The sequence below is a fragment of the Pseudomonas sp. EggHat1 genome, assembly GCF_014892995.1.
GTDB classification, from domain to species: domain Bacteria; phylum Pseudomonadota; class Gammaproteobacteria; order Pseudomonadales; family Pseudomonadaceae; genus Aquipseudomonas; species Aquipseudomonas chaetocerotis.
Genome location: NZ_JACKQK010000001.1, coordinates 847,649 through 863,262 on the forward strand (window position 1 = coordinate 847,649; position 15,614 = coordinate 863,262).

General features: G+C 63.0%; 16 protein-coding genes. 9 read left to right on the forward strand and 7 right to left on the reverse strand.

Annotated features, from left to right (window positions below):
• Window positions 1–12: 12 nt before the first annotated feature.
• The 5 genes from INS93_RS03830 to pilG all read right to left on the reverse strand — a co-directional run bounded on the left by INS93_RS03830 (window position 13) and on the right by pilG (window position 4,643).
• Window positions 13–873 carry a protein-glutamate O-methyltransferase gene (locus tag INS93_RS03830; protein ID WP_160018992.1) on the reverse strand — a complete coding sequence of 287 codons (861 nt, stop codon included), beginning with the start codon at window positions 871–873 and terminating at the stop codon, window positions 13–15.
• 60 nt (window positions 874–933) lie between these two features.
• The gene (locus INS93_RS03835) at window positions 934–2,970 is read right to left on the reverse strand and encodes a methyl-accepting chemotaxis protein (protein ID WP_192980359.1); all 2,037 of its coding nucleotides are present in this window, start codon (window positions 2,968–2,970) and stop codon (window positions 934–936) included.
• A gap of 274 nt (window positions 2,971–3,244) precedes the next feature.
• Window positions 3,245–3,778 carry a chemotaxis protein CheW gene (locus INS93_RS03840; protein WP_192980360.1) on the reverse strand — a complete coding sequence of 178 codons (534 nt, stop codon included), beginning with the start codon at window positions 3,776–3,778 and terminating at the stop codon, window positions 3,245–3,247.
• A gap of 45 nt (window positions 3,779–3,823) precedes the next feature.
• Window positions 3,824–4,189: a twitching motility response regulator PilH gene (gene pilH, locus INS93_RS03845; RefSeq protein ID WP_160018989.1), complete on the reverse strand. Its 366-nt coding sequence runs from the start codon at window positions 4,187–4,189 to the stop codon at window positions 3,824–3,826.
• A gap of 46 nt (window positions 4,190–4,235) precedes the next feature.
• Entirely contained in the window at window positions 4,236–4,643 is a 408-nt protein-coding gene (gene pilG, locus INS93_RS03850) for a twitching motility response regulator PilG (RefSeq protein WP_017678433.1), read from the reverse strand.
• A gap of 241 nt (window positions 4,644–4,884) precedes the next feature.
• Here pilG and gshB point away from each other — a divergent pair, with 241 nt between their 5' ends.
• The 8 genes from gshB to INS93_RS03890 all read left to right on the forward strand — a co-directional run bounded on the left by gshB (window position 4,885) and on the right by INS93_RS03890 (window position 13,115).
• On the forward strand, window positions 4,885–5,841 hold the full coding sequence (gene gshB, locus INS93_RS03855) for a glutathione synthase (protein ID WP_160018988.1): 957 nt from the start codon (window positions 4,885–4,887) through the stop codon (window positions 5,839–5,841).
• Between the two features lie 88 nt (window positions 5,842–5,929).
• A complete protein-coding gene (locus INS93_RS03860) occupies window positions 5,930–6,826 on the forward strand; it encodes an energy transducer TonB (protein WP_192980361.1) in 897 nt (298 codons plus the stop codon).
• Window positions 6,827–7,014: 188 nt separating this feature from the next.
• A complete protein-coding gene (locus INS93_RS03865) occupies window positions 7,015–7,584 on the forward strand; it encodes a YqgE/AlgH family protein (RefSeq protein WP_192980362.1) in 570 nt (189 codons plus the stop codon).
• On the forward strand, window positions 7,581–8,018 hold the full coding sequence (ruvX, locus tag INS93_RS03870) for a Holliday junction resolvase RuvX (RefSeq protein ID WP_192980428.1): 438 nt from the start codon (window positions 7,581–7,583) through the stop codon (window positions 8,016–8,018). The genes INS93_RS03865 and ruvX overlap by 4 nt, the downstream gene beginning before the upstream one ends.
• 30 nt (window positions 8,019–8,048) lie before the next feature.
• The gene (gene pyrR / locus INS93_RS03875) at window positions 8,049–8,552 is read left to right on the forward strand and encodes a bifunctional pyr operon transcriptional regulator/uracil phosphoribosyltransferase PyrR (protein WP_192980363.1); all 504 of its coding nucleotides are present in this window, start codon (window positions 8,049–8,051) and stop codon (window positions 8,550–8,552) included.
• A gap of 11 nt (window positions 8,553–8,563) precedes the next feature.
• The gene (locus tag INS93_RS03880; protein ID WP_192980364.1) at window positions 8,564–9,571 is read left to right on the forward strand and encodes an aspartate carbamoyltransferase catalytic subunit; all 1,008 of its coding nucleotides are present in this window, start codon (window positions 8,564–8,566) and stop codon (window positions 9,569–9,571) included.
• Complete coding sequence (locus INS93_RS03885; RefSeq protein WP_192980365.1) at window positions 9,571–10,842, forward strand: dihydroorotase; 1,272 nt, start codon at window positions 9,571–9,573, stop codon at window positions 10,840–10,842. The genes INS93_RS03880 and INS93_RS03885 overlap by 1 nt, the downstream gene beginning before the upstream one ends.
• 365 nt (window positions 10,843–11,207) lie before the next feature.
• The gene (locus tag INS93_RS03890; RefSeq protein ID WP_192980366.1) at window positions 11,208–13,115 is read left to right on the forward strand and encodes a beta-ketoacyl synthase; all 1,908 of its coding nucleotides are present in this window, start codon (window positions 11,208–11,210) and stop codon (window positions 13,113–13,115) included.
• A 58-nt stretch (window positions 13,116–13,173) separates the two neighbouring features.
• Here INS93_RS03890 and cysQ read toward each other — a convergent pair whose 3' ends face one another.
• Entirely contained in the window at window positions 13,174–13,998 is an 825-nt protein-coding gene (gene cysQ, locus INS93_RS03895; RefSeq protein WP_192980367.1) for a 3'(2'),5'-bisphosphate nucleotidase CysQ, read from the reverse strand.
• Window positions 13,995–14,561, reverse strand: a complete 567-nt coding sequence (gene nudE / locus INS93_RS03900; RefSeq protein WP_160018981.1) for an ADP compounds hydrolase NudE — start codon at window positions 14,559–14,561, stop codon at window positions 13,995–13,997. The genes cysQ and nudE overlap by 4 nt, the downstream gene beginning before the upstream one ends.
• A gap of 326 nt (window positions 14,562–14,887) precedes the next feature.
• Between nudE and yrfG the strand changes: the two genes are divergently transcribed.
• Complete coding sequence (gene yrfG / locus INS93_RS03905) at window positions 14,888–15,550, forward strand: GMP/IMP nucleotidase (protein ID WP_192980368.1); 663 nt, start codon at window positions 14,888–14,890, stop codon at window positions 15,548–15,550.
• The last annotated feature ends 64 nt before the right edge of the window (window positions 15,551–15,614 follow it).

The following is a 15,614-nucleotide window of genomic DNA, read 5'->3' on the forward strand; positions in this document are numbered from 1 at the left end:
ATAAACTTGGCCTTATCCCTTGCGGGTAAACGCCAGAACTCGCTCGTCGGCCACCGGCACCAGTTGCGGGTGCTGCCAACCGGCTACCTCGCCCACACCCACGACCAGCAGGCCACCCGGCGCCAGGCTTTCGGCCAGGCGATTGAGGATGTCGCGGCGACGCCAGCGGCGGAAATAGATCAGCAAGTTCTGACAGAAAATCACATCCATGCCGGACATCGGCGCCTTGGCCAGTTCCAACACATTGAGCTTGGCGCAGCACACACGTGCCGCCAGGCTCGGTACCACCTTGAAGCGTCCATCGGCCTGGGCGAGAAAATAGCGCTCGCGCAGCTCGTCATTCACCTGCTCCAGGCGTCGCGCCGAGTAGCACGCCTCGCGTGCCTTGCCCAGTGCGCCCTGGCTGATATCCGTACCGGTCACCGCGAAATGCTCGGGCAACTCGCTGCCTTGAAGAACCTCCGCAGCCTGAATCGCCAGCGAATAAGGCTCCTCACCACTGGAGCAACCCACGCTCCACAATTCCCAGGGCTTGCCCAGGCCAGCCGCCAGACGCTCCTGCAGATACTGCGAGAGCACCTCGAAGGAAGGCAGGTGACGGAAGAAGCGGGTTTCCTGCACGGTCAGACGATCCAGCAGGGTCGACCACTCCACCGCGCCACGCGGGCCATCGGTGACCTGACGGTAATAGCTGGCGTAATCCGTGACGCCCAGTTCGCGCATGCGCGCACTCAGGTTGGTCTGCAAAAAAGCGCGCCGCTGCTCGCTGATCACCACACCGGTACGCGCTTCGAGCAGCGTCTGCCAGTCGTGAAAATCGGCTTGCGACATATCGGCCACCGGGCGCAATGCCCAAACGCCCGCTGACTGCATACCTTCGCCCTGAGTCATGGCTGTGTAGCGAAGGCTGCCGCCAGCCTCCGCACTCCTTTATCAGGCGTCTGGCAGGGTGAAGCCGGACACCGACTTGCGCATCTCGCTGGCCATCTTGGCCAGGTTACCAATGCTCTTGGCGGTGGCGGTGGTACCCGAGGACGTCTGCGAAGTGATCTCCTGGATCACGTTCATGGTGTTGGAAATGTGGCCGGCCGAAGAGGCCTGCTGACGGGCGGCGTTGGAAATGTTCTGGATGAGGGCCGCGAGGGTTTTCGATACCTTCTCGATCTCTTCCAGTGCCACACCGGCGTCCTGCGCCAGGCGAGCACCGCGCACCACTTCGGAAGTCGTCTGCTCCATGGAGATAACGGCTTCGTTGGTGTCGGTCTGAATGGTTTTTACCAGCGCCTCGATCTGCTTGGTCGCCGCCGAAGAACGTTCTGCGAGGCGTTGTACCTCGTCCGCTACCACGGCGAAGCCGCGGCCCGCATCACCAGCCATGGAGGCCTGGATCGCAGCGTTCAGTGCGAGGATGTTGGTCTGGTCGGCAATGTCGTTGATCAGGCTAACGATGTCACCGATCTCCTGGGACGATTCACCGAGGCGTTTGATCCGCTTCGAGGTGTCCTGGATCTGCTCACGGATGTTATCCATGCCGGTGATGGTGTTGTGTACGACTTCGTTGCCCTTGTTGGCGATGGCTACGGAACGTTCCGCTACCGCGGAGGATTCCGAGGCGTTCGCCGATACCTGGTCAATCGACACGGCCATCTCGTTGATCGCTGCGGAGGCGCCAGCAATTTCCTGCGCCTGGTGCTCGGACGCTTCGGCCAGGTGCATCGCCGTGGCCTGGGTTTCCTGGGCAGCACCGGCTACCTGAACGGCGGTCAGGTTGATGGTGGCTACCAGGTCACGCAGCTGGTCGATGGAGTAGTTGATGGAGTCGGCGATGGCACCGGTGAAGTCTTCGGTTACCGTCGCGGCCACGGTCAGGTCACCGTCTGCGAGGTCGGCGATTTCGTCGAGCAGACGCAGAATCGCCGCCTGGTTACGTTCGTTCTTCTCGGCAGTCTCGGCCAGACGACGGTTGGTCTCACGCACCATCACCAGACCGATGAGGATGATCGAGCCCAGTGCCAGGGCACCCAGCACGTAACCGAACAGAGTGTTGATGGCACGGCCCGAGGCCAGGTCTTCGAAGCCGCCAGCCAGCTCGGAGGCCTTGTCCAGCAGGGTCTGCGACACGGTGAAGATGGAGTTCGCCGACTCACGCACCTGGAACAGTTCCGGCGAGGTCTCGAGAATCTCGTCCACCGAGCCGGATACGAATTCGAACAGTTCGGAAATCTCGGCCAGACGCTCGAGGGCTTCCTCGTCGGTTACCTGGCTGATTTCCATCGCTGCGTTGCCCTCGAGCATCGCCGCCAGTACACGACCGAACAGGCTGGCGTCACGACCGAACATGTCGGCGGCCTGCACCGAGTCTTCGTCACCCGCCAGCACCTTGTTCACCGAACCGAGGATACGTTCGGCCAGCAGCGACTGACGCTGGGCCACAGAAACCTGGGCAGCCGGTGCACCGCTTTCCAGCAGGATGTCGACCACTTCCTCGTACTCGACCTGCAGCTGCGGGATGGTTTCCGCCAGGGTGGCGGCTACCTGGTGCAGCGACAGTACCGTCTGCTCACTGGCGAGAATGGCGTCGGTGTTTTGCCGCAAGCTATCCCAGTCCTGCTGCACCGTAGCCATCTGTGCCTGTACAGACTCGGGCGCCGGCGGCAAACCGCTGCTGGCATCACCATCGGTCAGGTAACCCCAGCGCTGCTGGAAGTCGTTGCGCGCATCACGCAACAGCCCGAAGGCTTCGGCAGTACCTGCCGCCGCTTCCGTGGCGTTCTTGGCGATACGCTGGGACAGTACGCGCAGTTCACCGGAGTGGCTGATGTACTCGGTATCGTAGTTGGACTGGGTATTGATGTAGGCGAAGTTCGCGAACAACAGCACGATGGAGACGATGAGCACGACGAACAGCGACGCGATCAGCGTGCTGCTGCGTGCTCCGACCAACAAATTACCTGCATTGAATTTTTTCATTTTCTGGCCCCCGCCTGGACCGACCGCACTACGGTTCCCATGTAACGCCAAAGGGTCGGAAGAACCGACCCAACCGAAAATCCACAGGCTCTTTAAAAACTGCCTGCGTTGGCAACACTGCGTTGAAAACGACCTGGAAATGCTCATTTACAGTCGTAAATTACGCTTTTCGACCGCTTTCGCCTTGTCTTGCCTGCATCGACTCGGGCTTCCTGCTTCACCCTACCTTCTGCATCCATGCAGTCGTTGCCTACACTTTTTTTTCAACGGCCTGCTAATAAGCGACATCGAGAAAGACCTGATCGATTGCCAGCGCATGAGGGCTGAACACCAACCAGGGTTGTTCTCGTTGAAAGACTCCGTGGATAAACGGCGCAATGCTCGCCTCGAGAGGCGGCAGTTGTTCTGAAAATGCATCCACCGGAAAATGTTGCATACCGAAAACCTCGTCGACCGTAAGGCCAGCGAAGATTTCCTGGTGGTCGACCACCAGCACTCGCCGCAGCTTGCGCAGCGGCGACAGTTCATTACCGAAGAACCCGCACAGGTCCATGATCGGCAGCAGGCGGCCACGCACGTTGGCCACCCCTTTGACCCAACCCTTCACACCCGGCAGCAGGGTGTAGCGCGGCTCGTGCAGCACCTCTCCCACTTCCCCCATCGGCGCGACGAAGAATCGCTCGCCCATGCGAAAGCCGATACCGCTCCAACTCTGTACCGCCGCCTGTTGCGACGGCAGGCCAGCCGCCAAGGCCCGGCAACGCTGATCAATCTCAAGGAGAATCTGGAAAGGAGTCTGCACGGACATGCCAGCCTTGGCCTTCTTTTTATCTAGTAAGCGGACAGCACGGCATCAGCCGGCCAGTACCGCATTGAGAGTCTTCAGCAAGGTTTCTTCGTCGATCGGCTTGGTCAGGTAATCCTTGGCGCCCTGGCGCTTGCCCCAGACTTTGTCGGTTTCCTGATCCTTGGTGGTGACGATGATCACCGGGATATGGCTGGTCTCGGCGTCCTTGGTCAGCTGACGGGTCGCCTGAAAGCCATTGAGGCCTGGCATGACGATATCCATCAGCACCGCGTCGGGTTTTTCCTGGCGAGCCAGAGCCACGCCATCGGCGCCGTTTTCCGCCTTCAGTACCTGATGCCCATGTTTTTCCAGCATGGCGGTCAACTTGTACATCTCGGTCGGGGAGTCATCAACAATCAGAATTCGAGCCATGGTGTTTCCCAATACAGAAGTGGCGTGCGGCGCTCAGGCCGGAACGTCAGGAGGCTTGTTCCACTGGGGTGAAGTCGGGCACGTGAGCCTTGATGGCACCGAGCAGCTCTTCCTTGCTGAAAGGCTTGGTCAGGTACTGATCGGAACCGACGATACGCCCCTTGGCCTTGTCGAACAGACCGTCCTTTGAGGACAGCATGATCACTGGCGTGGACTTGAAAGCACTGTTGTTCTTGATCAGGGCACAGGTCTGATACCCATCGAGACGCGGCATCATGATGTCGACAAAGATAATGCTGGGATGCGTGTCGGCAATCTTGGCCAGGGCATCGAAGCCATCGACCGCAGTGATGACATCACAACCCACTTTTTTCAGCAGAGTTTCAGCGGTGCGACGAATCGTTTTCGAATCGTCGATCACCATCACTTTCAAACCCTCGGTATGCTGTTCCATGTTCGCCCTACCATCGCCTCGGTGAGTCGTTATATTCGTGTTATCAGTATGCCTGAGGCCCAGTCTTCGATGGGGCTTGACCCAATCGTCGGGCCTTTTTAGCACACTCTCCAGATGCAATCTATAAGCCTGCCGGGGCAGCTCCGCCCTTGACCACGCGGCCCGGCCGGCGCCACCCTGACAGCCATCGTTCGGCACGGCCAACCCGGCCTTCGCCCTTATCTCACGGAGTTTACCCCCCATGAGCCTTCGTCTCGGGATCGTCATGGATCCTATTGCCGGCATCTCCTTCAAGAAGGACAGCTCGCTGGCCATGTTGCTGGCCGCTCAAGCACGCGGCTGGTCGCTGTTCTACATGGAGCAGCAGGATCTCTATCAGGTTCGCGGCCAGGCCCGTGCCCGCCTGCGTTCTCTGGAAGTGTTCAACGATCCACAGCGCTGGTTCACCCTTGGTACGGAACAGGACACGCCGCTCGCCGAGCTGGACGTCATCCTGATGCGCAAGGACCCGCCCTTCGATAACGAATTCGTCTACTCCACCTACCTGCTCGAGCAGGCGGAGCGCGACGGCGTACTGGTGGTCAATCGGCCGCAGAGTCTGCGCGACTGCAATGAAAAGTTTTTCGCCACCCAGTTTCCCCAATACACACCAGCGACTCTGGTAAGCCGGCGTCCCGACATTGTGCGCCAGTTTGCCCATGAGCACCGTGACATCATTCTCAAACCCCTTGATGGCATGGGCGGATCGCAGATATTTCGCCACCGCGAGGGCGACCCCAATCTCTCGGTGATTCTGGAAACCCTGACCTTGCATGGCCACCAGCAGATCATGGCGCAGGCCTACCTGCCGGCGATCAAGGACGGCGACAAACGCATCCTGATGATAGACGGGGAACCGGTGCCCTATTGCCTGGCGCGTATTCCGGCGGCCGGAGAGACCCGCGGCAACCTGGCCGCAGGCGGCCGTGGCGAGGCGCGACCACTGACCGAGCGTGATCGCGAAATTGCCGCAGCAGTCGGGCCTACCCTGCGCGAAAAAGGACTGATCTTCGTCGGACTCGACGTGATTGGTGATCATCTGACAGAAATCAATGTCACCAGCCCGACCTGCATCCGCGAGATAGATGCCGCGTTCGACACCCGCATCGGCGAACAGCTGATGGACTGCATTGCACGCAAACGCGGGTTAAAAGCTTGACGCAGGTGGCAGCCTGGCGCCCGCAACTTGCAGGCGCCTACTGCTACCCGGCAGACTGCGCGACATTCGAAAGCAGACCCGATACGCGATGAACGCAGCAGCCTCCCCACCGACCACTTCCTCCGCCAACGCCCGACCGGCGGACCGCCTGGGATTCACCCTGTTTCTCGCGGCAGCACTGCACGCGGCACTGATCCTCGGCGTCGGTTTCACCCTTGAGTCGCCGCCGGAAATCAGCAAGACGCTGGAAATCACCCTGTCCACATTCAAGAGTGAAGAGAAGCCCAAGGAAGCGGACTTCCTGGCGCAGGACAACCAGCAGGGCAGCGGCACGCTGGAACACGCCGCAGCACCCAAGACCACCGAGCAGGCGCCCTTCCAGGACAGCGAGGTGCGCAAGGTCACACCACCCGCCACCCCGCAGCAGCCCGCCACCAGGCAGGAAGCGCCCAAGGCCGCGGTTGCCACGCACGCGCCGCAGCAGCAGAAAACCCCGGTCAAACGCGAAGAGACCAAACCGGTTCCGCAGACCCGGCCTGCCCCCGTGTTCGACTCCGCTCAGCTGTCTGCCGAGATCGCCAGCCTGGAAGCCGAACTGGCCCAGGAAGTTCAGCAGTACGCCAAGCGCCCGAAAATCCACCGCCTCAATGCCGCCTCGACCATGCGCGACAAGGGTGCCTGGTACAAGGACGAATGGCGCAAGAAGGTCGAACGCATCGGCAACCTCAATTACCCCGACGATGCCCGTCGTCAACGTATATACGGCAGCCTGCGCCTCCTGGTATCGATCAACCGTGATGGCTCGCTGTACGAGGTACAGGTGCTGGAGTCTTCCGGCCATGCGGTGCTCGACCAGGCCGCACAACGCATCGTGCGCCTGGCCGCGCCCTATGCCCCCTTCACCGGCGACCTGGCCGACATCGACCGCCTTGAAATCATCCGCACCTGGCGCTTCGAGCGCGGTGACCGGCTGTCGAGCAACTAGCCCGGCAACATCGCTTTTTACCGTAGCCCGGATGAAATCCGGGCGTTTCACCACCGCTCGCGGATTTCATCCGGGCTACGGACTGGGCGGTGCGCACGGCGCACCCTACGGGATGACGCACCACCAGCAGTCATCCACCCACGCCTTGCGGCTTGTAGCCTGAAGCTTGTGGCTCCAAACTAGGCGTCATGAAGAAATCAGCCCCCACTTCGCTCAAGCATCACTTCCTGATTGCCATGCCGCACATGGCTGATCCGCACTTTGCACAGACCGTCACCTACCTGGTCGAACACAACGAGCAAGGTGCGATGGGCCTGGTGATCAACAAGCCCAATGGCCTGAATCTGGCTGACGTGCTCGAACAACTGCGCCCCGACGAAGAACCTGCGGCGCTGTGCCACAGCCTGCCGATCTTCGCCGGCGGCCCGGTACAGACTGATCGCGGCTTCGTCCTGCACCCCGCTGGCCCGCAGTTCCAGGCAACCCTGGAGCTGGGTGAGCTGGGCCTTTCCACCTCGCAGGACGTATTGTTCGCCATTGCCGACGGCAGCGGCCCGGATCGCTACCTGATCACCCTCGGCTACGCCGGCTGGGATGCCGGGCAACTGGAGGCCGAACTGACCGACAACGCCTGGCTGACCTGCCCTGCCGACAGCAGCATTCTGTTCGACCTGCCGTTCGACCAGCGGCTAAACGCCGCAGCCGCACGCCTCGGTGTCAACCTCAGTCTGCTGACCTCGCAGGTCGGGCATGCCTGATGAGCGACAAGCCACTGCGCCTGCTACTGGGTTTCGACTATGGCACCAAGCAGATCGGCGTCGCCGTCGGCCAGGTGATCACAGGCCAGGCCCGAGAGCTGTGCGTGCTCAAGGCGCAGAACGGCGTACCGGATTGGAACCGCGTCGAAGCGCTGATCAAGGAGTGGCAGCCGGACGCCGTGGTGGTCGGCCTGCCGCTGAACATGGACGGCACGCCCAGCGAAATGAGCGCCCGCGCCGAGAAATTCGCCCGCCGCCTCAACGGCCGCTTCAACGTGCCGGCCTACACCCACGACGAACGCCTGACCACCTTCGAGGCCAAAGGCCAACGCCTGCGCGAAGGCCAGAGTGCCGGCTATCGCGAGCGCCCGGTCGATGCCATTGCCGCAGCTCTGCTCCTTCAGGGCTGGCTAGAGGAAAACTGTCCGGGCTGAGCGACTCAGCCCGCATCAAGGAGTTTCGCCATGCTACCCAACCCCAACGACCTGCTACCGGCCATGGCCAGCGCCCTGACCCAGCATCTGAACCAACGCCAGATCAGCGAGCCGCGCTTCATCGGCATCCGTACCGGCGGCGTCTGGGTTGCCCAAGCCCTGCTGCAAGCCCTGGGGCGCGATGACGCACTGGGCATCCTCGACGTGTCTTTCTACCGCGACGATTTCACGCAGAACGGCCTGCACCCTCAAGTGCAACCCTCCGAACTGCCGTTCGAGATCGAAGGCCAGCACCTGGTGCTGATCGACGACGTGCTGATGAGCGGGCGCACCATTCGCGCCGCGCTGAACGAACTGTTCGATTACGGCCGCCCGGCCAGTGTGACCCTGGTCAGCCTGCTCGACCTGGGCGCCCGCGAACTGCCGATCCGCCCCGACGTGGTCGGCACCACCCTGTCACTGGCGACCAACGAGCGGGTAAAATTGTCAGGCCCCACGCCGCTGACCCTCGAACTCCAGACGCTCGCCAACTGAGACCCTCCGCGATGACGCCACTCGCCGCCAAGCGCCCGCTGCAACTGAACGACCAAGGTCAGTTGCGCCACTTCCTCTCACTCGACGGCTTGCCCCGCGAGCTGTTGACCGAAATCCTCGACACCGCCGACTCCTTCCTCGAAGTCGGCGCGCGCGCGGTGAAGAAAGTCCCGCTGCTGCGCGGCAAGACCGTGTGCAACGTGTTCTTCGAGAACTCCACGCGCACCCGTACCACCTTCGAGCTGGCCGCCCAGCGCCTGTCGGCCGACGTCATCAGCCTCAACGTCTCGACCAGCTCCACCAGCAAGGGCGAGACGCTGTTCGACACCCTGCGCAACCTCGAGGCCATGGCCGCCGATATCTTCGTCGTGCGCCATGCCGACTCCGGCGCCGCGCACTTCATCGCCGAGCACGTGTGCCCGAACCTGGCGATCATCAACGGCGGCGACGGCCGCCACGCGCACCCGACCCAGGGCATGCTCGACATGCTCACCATTCGCCGGCACAAGGGCGACTTCGAGAATCTGTCGGTGGCCATCGTCGGCGACATCCTGCACTCGCGGGTGGCGCGCTCGAACATGCTGGCGCTGAAGACCCTGGGCTGCCCGGATATCCGTGTGATCGCACCCAAGACCCTGCTGCCCATCGGCCTGGAACAAAGCTACGGCGTACGCGTGTTCAGCGACGCCAACGAAGGCCTCAGGGACGTCGACGTGGTTATCATGCTGCGCCTGCAACGCGAGCGCATGCAGGGCGGCCTGCTGCCCAGCGAGGGCGAGTTCTACCGCCTGTTCGGCCTCACCGAGCAACGCCTCAAGCTGGCCAAGCCGGATGCCCTGGTGATGCACCCGGGCCCGATCAACCGTGGCGTGGAGATCGAGTCGGCGGTGGCCGATGGCCCGCAGTCGGTAATCCTCAACCAGGTCACCTACGGCATCGCCATCCGCATGGCCGTGCTCTCGATGGCCATGAGCGGGCAGAACGCCCAACGTCAACTCAACGTCGAGGAGGCCAACTGATGCGTACTGCAATCCTCGGCGCCCGGGTGATCGACCCGGCCAGCGGTCTGGATCAGGTCACCGACCTCTATATAGATGGCGGCAAGCTGGTCGCCACTGGTCAGGCGCCCACTGGCTACGTCAGCGAAAAGAGCCTCGACGCTCAAGGCCTGATCGCTGCGCCCGGCCTGGTCGACCTGTCGGTGGCCCTGCGCGAGCCCGGCTATAGCCGCAAAGGCAGCATCGCCACGGAAACCCTGGCCGCAGCGGCCGGAGGTGTCACCAGCCTGTGCTGCCCGCCGTTCACCAAGCCAGTACTGGATACCTCGGCCGTGGCCGAGCTGATCCTCGACCGTGCTCGTGAAGCCGGGCACACCAAGGTCTTCCCCATTGGCGCGCTTAGCAAGGGGCTGGCCGGCGAGCAGCTCGCCGAACTGGTCGCCCTGCGCGACGCCGGTTGCGTGGCCTTCGGCAACGGCCTGGACAACTTCCGCAGCAGTCGCACCCTGCGCCGCGCTCTGGAATACGCAGCCACCTTCGACCTGCAGGTAATCTTCCACTCGCAGGACGCCGACCTCGCAGAAGGCGGCCTGGCCCACGAAGGCCCGACAGCCAGCTTCCTCGGCCTGGCCGGCATCCCGGAAACCGCCGAAACCGTGGCCCTGGCCCGCGACCTGCTGCTGGTGGAACAGAGCGGCGTGCGCGCGCACTTCAGCCAGATCACCAGCGCTCGTGGCGCCGAGCTGATCGCCAACGCCCAGGCCCGTGGCCTGCCGGTGACCGCCGATGTGGCGCTGTACCAGCTGATCCTGACCGACGAGGCGCTGATCGACTTCTCCAGCCTCTATCACGTACAACCGCCGCTGCGCTCGCAGGCCGACCGTGATGGCCTGCGCGAAGCGGTGAAAGCCGGAGTCATCAGCGCCATCGCCAGCCACCACCAGCCGCACGAGCGCGATGCCAAGCTGGCGCCTTTCGCTGCGACCGAGCCAGGCATCAGCAGCGTGCAGTTGCTGCTGCCGCTGGCACTTAGCCTGGTGCAGGACGGCCTGCTCGATCTGCCGACGCTGCTGGCGCGCCTGACCAATGGCCCGGCCGCCGCACTGCGCCTGCCGGCTGGCTCGCTGCGCGTCGGCGGCGCTGCCGATATCGTGCTGTTCGATGCAGGGGCCTCGACCGTCGCCGGTGAGCAGTGGTACTCCAAGGGCAGCAACTGTCCCTTCCTAGGCCATTGTCTGCCCGGTGCGGTGCGCTACACGCTGGTCGACGGTCATATCAGCTACCAGGGCTGAGCCGACACAAGCCCGCCAGCCGGCGGGCTCGCTTTTAGTAGGGCGTACTCGGTTTTGGCTTCCTGCGTCGCTCTAACTCCTGCATCCATGCCGTCGTCGCGAAGCAGTACGCCGCTTTGTGATGCCGAGCCTGACGTGAGTCGGCGGACTGTTCGCTTCGCTCCTGAGTCCGCCCTACTCTCCCCCTCCCATCCGCGACACGCCTTGCACTCACCACGACATTGGACGAAGTAGTGACTCGACGGTCATGATCCACGTCAGGTTAGGCAGCCGAAATTTTCCAAATGCCACCGCCCTATGACCCTGCTCGCGCCCTGAGGCGCCGGCCTGGCGTCGCGCTGGCCTTGTTCAGGAGCTTTTGATTTATGTCGCGCTTACCTGTGATCGTGGGTTTTGGGGGTTACAACGCAGCCGGGCGCAGCTCCTTCCACCACGGCTTCCGTCGCACCGTGCAGGAATCGCTGGCCCCCCAGGCTCGCCAGGAAACCCTGGCCGGGCTGGCGCAGATGATGAAGCTGGTGCGCGTGGCCGATGGCCAGTACCAGGATCAGGACGGCCAGCCGCTGAGCCTCGCCGACATCGAAAGCCGCTACGCCAAGGAAATCCTGGCTGGCACCCTGGTGCGCCGTCTCGAGAAGCAGCATCTCGACCCGGACGCTGCCCACTGGCAGAAGAACATCAGCGTCGCCCCCGCCGATGGCGCCAACCTGAGCTTCATCACCCAGCGCAAACAACTGCCCGAGCCGCTGCCGGCGAACTGGTCGCTGGAAGAACTCGAAGGCAATGAAGTGCGCGTCACCCTGCACGATAGCTGCGAATTCAAGGTCGACAGCTACCGCCCGCTGGCGGTGAAATCCGCCGGTCAGTTGCCCACCGGCTTCGAGCCGAGCGAGCTGTACAACGCACGCTTCCACCCGCGCGGCCTGGCCATGACCGTGGTCGGCGTCACCGACGCCCTGCGTTCGGTGGGCATCGACTGGCAGCGCATCGTTCAACATGTCGCACCAGACGAGATTGCCGTGTTCGCCAGCTGCATCATGAGCCAGCTCGACGAGAACGGCTTCGGTGGCATGATGCAGTCGCGCCTGAAGGGCGGCCGCGTCACCGCCAAGCAACTGGCTCTGGGCCTGAACACCATGCCGGCCGACTTCATCAACGCCTACGTGCTCGGCAGCGTCGGCACCACCGGCAGCATCACCGGCGCCTGCGCCACCTTCCTCTACAACCTGCAGAAGGGCATCGAGCAGATCACCTCGGGCAAGGCGCGTGTGGTGATCGTCGGCAGCAGCGAGGCGCCGATCAACCAGGAGTGCATCGAGGGTTACGGCGCCATGGGCGCGCTGGCCACCGAAGAAGGCCTGCGCCAGATCGAAGGCAAGAGCGAGGTGGACTTCCGCCGCGCCAGCCGCCCGTTCGGTGACAACTGCGGTTTCACCCTGGCCGAGGCCTGCCAGTTCGTGGTGCTGATGGACGACGAACTGGCCCTGGAGCTGGGTGCCGATATCCATGGCGCAGTGCCGGACGTGTTCATCAACGCCGATGGTTTCAAGAAATCCATTTCCGCTCCCGGCCCGGGCAACTACCTGACCGTGGCCAAGGCCGTGGCCAGCGCCGTACAGCTGCTCGGCCTGGACGCCGTACGCAACCGCAGTTTCGTCCATGCCCACGGTTCCAGCACGCCGGCCAACCGCGTCACAGAGTCGGAGATTCTAGACCGAGTCGCGGCGGCCTTCGGCATCGAACAATGGCCGATCACGGCGGTGAAGGCCTTCGTCGGCCATTCCCTGGCCACTGCCAGTGGCGACCAGGTGATTGCTGCCCTCGGCGCCTTCAAGTACGGCATCGTGCCGGGCCTGAAGACCATCGACGCAGTCGCCGGCGACGTACACCAGGATCACCTGAGCCTGTCCACCGAAGACCGTAAAGTGGGTGAGCAGGCGCTGGACGTGGCCTTCATCAACTCCAAGGGTTTTGGCGGCAACAACGCCAGCGCTCTGGTGTTGGCCCCGCACGTCACCGAGCGCATGCTGCGCAAGCGTCATGGCCAGGCCGCCTTCGACGCCTACCTGGCGCGCCGTGAAGGCACCCGTGTCGCCGCTGCTGCCTACGACCAGCAGGCGCTGCAGGGCAAGCTGGACATCATCTACAACTTCGGCAACGACATGATCGACGACCAGGCGATCTCCATCACCACCGAAGAAGTGAAGGTGCCGGGTTTCGACCAGCCACTGGTGTTCAAGAAGGACTCGCGCTACAGCGATATGCTCGATTGAGCCTGTTGCGTTGTAGGGCGGGTGCAACCCGCCAATGTCGCGGCGGGTTTCACCCGCCCTACGATTGAAGCGCCCGCGCCAGCTCGATCAGCTCGCCACGCCATTCGGCTGCAGCCGGCAAGGCCAGGAAAGAGGGGTTGAGGAAGGATTCGCGCGCCTCGTAGGTGAGCGCTGCGCCGGCCAGATCCAGCACCTCGCCCCTAGCGCCTTCCAGCACACCCTGCGCTGCGGCGGTATCCCACTGCGAGGTGGGCGCCAGACGCGGATAGCAGTCGGCATTGCCTTCGGCCAACAGGCAGAACTTCAGCGAACTGCCGATATTGGCCAGCGCCGGCTCACCAAAACGGGCGGCCAAACCCGCTATCAAGGTTTCCTGCGCCGGGCTTGAATGACGCTTGCTGGCCACCAGGGTGAAGCCCTGCGCGGGCACCAGACGTACGCTGATCGACTGCTCATCGCCTGGTACTTCGCTGCGCCAGGCTCCTAGCCCCGCGCCGCCGTAATAGCAGCGCCCATTGGCCGGAATGCCGACCACGCCGAAGACCACGCGGCCACGCTCGATCAAGGCGACGTTGACCGTGAACTCTTCGGAACCGGCGATGAATTCCTTGGTGCCATCGAGCGGATCTACCAGCCACCAGTGCGTCCAGCCGGCGCGCTCGGCCAGCGGGATATTGGCGGCCTCTTCCGACAGCACCGGCACCTCCAGAGCCAGCGCCTGCAGGCCATCGAGCAGGATATGGTGCGCGGCCAGGTCGGCAGCGGTCACCGGCGAGGCATCGGCCTTCTCCGTCACCGCCACACCGCTGCGCCAGTAAGGCAGGGTCGCTGCGCCAGCCGCGCGTACCAGCTCGATCACCTGAGGAATAAAAGGATGACTCACGGGCAGAACTCCCCGCGCTCGGTCAGCAGGTCGCGCACCAGGTACAGCGCCGCCAGGGCACGCCCTTCACTGAACTGCTCGTGCTGGACCAGGCTGGACAACTCGCGCAGGCTGATGCGGTCGACCCGCATCGGCTCGGGTTCATCACCGGGCAAGCGTTCCTCGTACAGATTGCGCGCCAGCACCACCTGAATCTTCTGGCTCATGTAACCGGGCGACAGGCTCAGCTCGGTGATGTACTCCAGCTCGTGCGCGCCAAAACCGGCTTCTTCCTTGAGCTCACGATTGGCCGCCACCAGCACGTCTTCACCCGGCTCGATCAGCCCCTTCGGCAACGACAGCTGATAGTCGTCGGTGCCTCCGCAATACTCCTCGATCAGCACCGCGTGCTCGGCATCGAGCATCGCCACCACCATCACCGCGCCGTAGCCGGAGCCGCTGCCAACCAGTCGCTCATAGGTGCGCTCCGTGCCATTGGAGAAGCGCAACTGCACTTCCTCGACACGAAACAGACGGCTGCTGGCGACGATTTCGCGGGCGAGGACCGTGGGTTTTTGGCGCATGAGGCAACTCCTTGGCGGGACCGAGCGGGTTATCATACAGCGGCTTTTCACATTATCCCTGACCGAGATTGCATCAAGGCAAAACAACCTACAGATTCACAGGACCCTCTAAAAACGTAGGCGAGGCAGTCAGCGCAAGGCGCAACGACCAACGGGAGTAACAGCCGAAGGCTGGCCCGAAGGGTGAGCGCCAGCGAATCAAACAGGCGAGAAACGGCCGGGGTCGCGCTCGACTGTACTTTTGTACATGAGCATTTCGAGCGTGTTTTCAACGCAGCGATGACGACGCAGGTAGTTTTTAAAGGTGTCCTATCAGAGACGCGCGCATGTCCGCACTACCCTGGCACCAGATCGACACCGTCCTGCTGGACATGGACGGCACCCTGCTCGATCTGCATTTTGACAACCACTTCTGGCTCACCCACCTGCCGCAACGCTATGCCGAACATCACGGCGTCAGCCTGGCGTTGGCCCAGGCCGAACTGCTGCCGCTGTTTCGCCAGCATGCCGGTACGCTGAACTGGTACTGCACAGACTTCTGGAGCCGCGAGCTGAAGTTGTCGATCCGCGATCTCAAGCGCGAGGTCGCTCACCTGATCGCCCTGCGCGCGGATGCCGAGCTGTTTCTGAACGCTCTACGCACAGCAGGCAAGCGCGTGGTGCTGATCACCAACGCGCACCGCGACTCACTGTCGCTGAAGATGGAGCGCGTCGAGCTGGCGCCCTGGTTCGAGCGCCTGATCAGCTCCCATGACTACGGCTTCCCCAAGGAAGATCAACAGTTCTGGTTCGCCCTGCGCCAGGAGGTCGACTTCGACCCCGCACGCAGCCTGTTCATCGACGACAGCCTACCGATCCTGCGCAGCGCCGGCCGGTTCGGTGTCGCCCACCTGCTTGCCGTGAGCCAGCCGGACAGCCAGGCAGGACCGAAAGACACCGAGGAATTCGCCGCGGTGGAGGATTACCGGGAGTTGCTGCAGGGGCTGTAGGGTGGAAAACCGCGAAGCGTTTTCCACCTGTGGCTGCCCAATGCCGTTCTGGCGGATGTAAAAA